The following is a 2,899-nucleotide window of genomic DNA, read 5'->3' as shown; positions in this document are numbered from 1 at the left end:
GGCCGCTCCCGCCGCCGGACCGAAGCGGGTGATGTCCACGCCGTTGCGTACGACGGTCCATTCGGCGTCGACACCGGCGCGCTCGCCGGTGCGCCGTTCGGCGTCGCTGACGCAGATGACGCGGTCGGTCCAGCGGGCGGCCCAGCGCTCCCAGCGCAGGGCGAGCCCCGCCGTCACCCCGCCGACGGCCTCGAAGGACCAGGCGTGCGGCTGGAAGACGGTGGGGACGCGGCCTCGGACGGCGAGCCGGCCGGCGAGCCCGGCCTTGGCGCTGTGCGCGTGGACGAGGTCGGGCCGCACCTCGTCCACCAGTCGGGAGACCTGACGCGTCTCGTCCAGCAGCCGGGGGCCGGGGCTGCGGACCGCGCGCCACACCCGCACGTCGGCGCCCAGCCGGGCCACCGCCTGCGGGAGAGGCCCCTCGTCGGGGCACGCGACGACCGCGCGTACCCCACTGTCCAGCTGTGCCCGGACGAGGTCGGTGACCACTCTGGCCACACCGCCGTCGACCGGCTGGACGAGATGGAGTGCCGTGAAGCCGGTCCCGGGCCGGTGCCGTTGTGGCTGCACGCGCGACTCTTTTCCGTGTCCGAATTCAGGGGTGCGCTTCCGGGCCAGGCCAGGGGCGCACGAAACTCAGTGCCGAGCTTCTGCTTCTACGAAAAACGCACCGAGCCAGACGGAGTCACGCCCCGTACCGAATCGAACGCCAAATCGATCTCCGCCACGCGAAAAGGCGGCTTTCAAATCGAACACATCTGAGTCGTAGCCAAGATTGTTCGCATAAGCTGGTTGTCTCTTGATCTGGCTCGAACCCGCGTCCGTAATGCTTGAGTTCATCACATCACCAGATTTATTTGACTTGTTGGTGAGCGACACACCCTTGTCGCGGCGCGAAGCGGAATTCGGCCCGGCGGCGTTCGTCACGACCTTCAGCGAGTCTCCGGTGATGCCGTTGTCACCGTCGTACGCGACGACGCCGAGCAGCCCCGAGCCGCCGGCCGGGACCCGCATCTCGCCGAAGTCGACATGGCCGCTGTGGTGTTCGGCGTCGAAGGACTCGAAGCCGTCCCAGAGGGCGATGCGGCGCAGCGGCGCGTCGTCCTTCTCGTAGGCGACGACCAGCGTCCAGCCGCCCCAGGCGCCCACCCCCGACTTGCCCATGGCGACGTTGAGCTGCGCCACGGTGTACATGCCGGGGCCGCTGGCGCGTACGAGCGGTGTCACGTCGGCCGACGCCTGGTACGCGTCCGCGCCGCCGACCACGCGGTGCCCGATCAGGCTGTCGGCCAGCACCTGCTTGTAGGCGCCGCCGGGCTCGGCGACCAGGACGCGGCCGTTGTCCTTCGGCGGCTTCTGCTCGCCGACCCGGAGGTTGCCGCCCCAGTACAGCCGGGCGTAGCTGACGGTCGCGCCCTTCGGGACGCGCAGTTCGGCGCGGGTGGAGTTGTAGGTGTTCGGGTCCTTGTCGACGTCCGTGTAGAACATGTCGAAGTCGTGGTTGGCGGCCCTGGCACCGGTGCCGGAACCGGTACGCGCCGACGTGCACGCCGCGCCGTCGGCCGAACGGCAGCTGATGGCCGAGTTGGCCGCCCGGACGATGCCGCCGTGCTGCACCGTCGAGTAGCGCTCGGCGAACGGGATCCGGGACGCCTCGCGGGGCCCGGCGGCGGGAGCGGGCGTGGCGGGGGGTGTGGCAGCGGGTGTGGCAGTCGGAGCGGGCGGAGCCGCCGCCGACAGCAGATAAACCGTCAGGGCGCAGAGCACACCACGCCGTACAGCATGAACCGCGGAATTCCGCATAACAGGCTCTCCGTCCGAATGCCGAAACAAGAAGGCACCCTTACAGAGGGTGAGCTGAAAATCACGTCTAACGCGCGGAAACGCTCTGAACGTACAAAAGCACTCGGAACGGCCCGGAACCGCGTCGATGCACAACCGTTCGACCGGGCCGGAAAAGCGGTTCACTCATTCGGGGGCGCAACCGATCGACCCGTTCGGCGTTGATCGGTGTGTCGGGCAACTGCGCCCGTCGTGTCGTTTCTTTCACCACCGAGGAGCCCTCCCCCATGTCGCGTATCGCCAAGGCTGTTGTTCTGTCCACCGCGGCGGCTGCCGCTGTCGCCGGCGCGTCCGGCGTTGCCCTTGCCGACAGTGGCGCCCAGGGTGCGGCCGTCGGTTCCCCCGGCGTCCTGTCCGGCAACGTCCTCCAGGTTCCGGTCCACATCCCGGTCAACGTCTGCGGCAACACCGTCGACGTCATCGGCCTGCTGAACCCGACCTTCGGCAACACCTGCGTCAACAACTGACAGCTTTCCCTGTCGTTGCGACGTCCCAGCTGAGCCGCTCTTCCCTCACGGGCAGGGCGGCTCCTCTGCGTCCACGCGCCCTCCACCCTCGGGGCCTTGGGCCGAACGAGCACCCGACCGGCCCTGGGTGTGATCATCCGACCGATCGGGTCGTCGCAGGTCAGCGCGGGTAAGTCAGCCGGTTGGCGGTCAGCGCACAGGGTGAGGGAACGGTTGCGGGCTGTACGCGCGGAACCCACGGTGAAAGCAACGTTCCCGACGCGTCCCTGAAAGGACCCTGCATGCGTCCCCTGGTTTCCCGCCGCGCCGCAACCGCCGCCGTCTGCGCAGCCCTCGTCCTCGGCACGGCAGGTCCCGCCGCAGCCACCTACTCCGCCCACCACGCCGCGCACAGCGCGGGCGCCGAGGCGCTGGCCCCGGTCCCCGGCGCCGACGCGCTCACCTCACAGACCAAGGCGCTCGGCGACGTCGGCGGCGTACTCGCGCCCGTCACCGACCTGCTCACCGCCGTACTGAAGGCCGACGGCGGCAAGCTCACGCCGGATCAGGTCACGGAGAACACCAAGGCGGTCAAGGACGCGCTGGACAAG

At 69.5% G+C, this 2,899-nt stretch carries 3 protein-coding genes and 1 pseudogene; 2 read left to right on the top strand and 2 right to left on the bottom strand.

Annotated elements, in window-relative coordinates:
- Positions 1 to 570 (bottom strand): glycosyltransferase family 4 protein (locus tag HY68_RS45095; protein WP_241778568.1); only part of this gene is annotated, 570 nt, incomplete at its 3' end.
- Between the two features lie 66 nt (positions 571 to 636).
- The gene (locus HY68_RS14230) at positions 637 to 1,803 is read right to left on the bottom strand and encodes a DUF3344 domain-containing protein (RefSeq protein ID WP_041988778.1); all 1,167 of its coding nucleotides are present in this window, start codon (positions 1,801 to 1,803) and stop codon (positions 637 to 639) included.
- Positions 1,804 to 2,069: 266 nt separating this feature from the next.
- Between HY68_RS14230 and HY68_RS14225 the strand changes: the two genes are divergently transcribed.
- Both HY68_RS14225 and HY68_RS43745 read left to right on the top strand, forming a co-directional pair.
- Positions 2,070 to 2,309, top strand: a complete 240-nt coding sequence (locus HY68_RS14225) for a chaplin (protein ID WP_041988776.1) — start codon at positions 2,070 to 2,072, stop codon at positions 2,307 to 2,309.
- A 281-nt stretch (positions 2,310 to 2,590) separates the two neighbouring features.
- A pseudogene (locus tag HY68_RS43745) lies at positions 2,591 to 2,899 on the top strand (hypothetical protein); the annotation flags it as partial.

Source organism: Streptomyces sp. AcH 505 (genome assembly GCF_000818175.1).
GTDB lineage: Bacteria > Actinomycetota > Actinomycetes > Streptomycetales > Streptomycetaceae > Streptomyces.
This window is presented reverse-complemented; position numbering and strand designations above follow the sequence as displayed.

Bases quoted from the DNA above. Each gene is read 5' to 3' on its own strand.
- HY68_RS14230 (WP_041988778.1), bottom strand. From the start codon at position 1,803: ATGCGGAATTCCGCGGTTCATGCTGTACGGCGTGGTGTGCTCTGCGCC.
- HY68_RS14225 (WP_041988776.1), top strand. From the start codon at position 2,070: ATGTCGCGTATCGCCAAGGCTGTTGTTCTGTCCACCGCGGCGGCTGCC.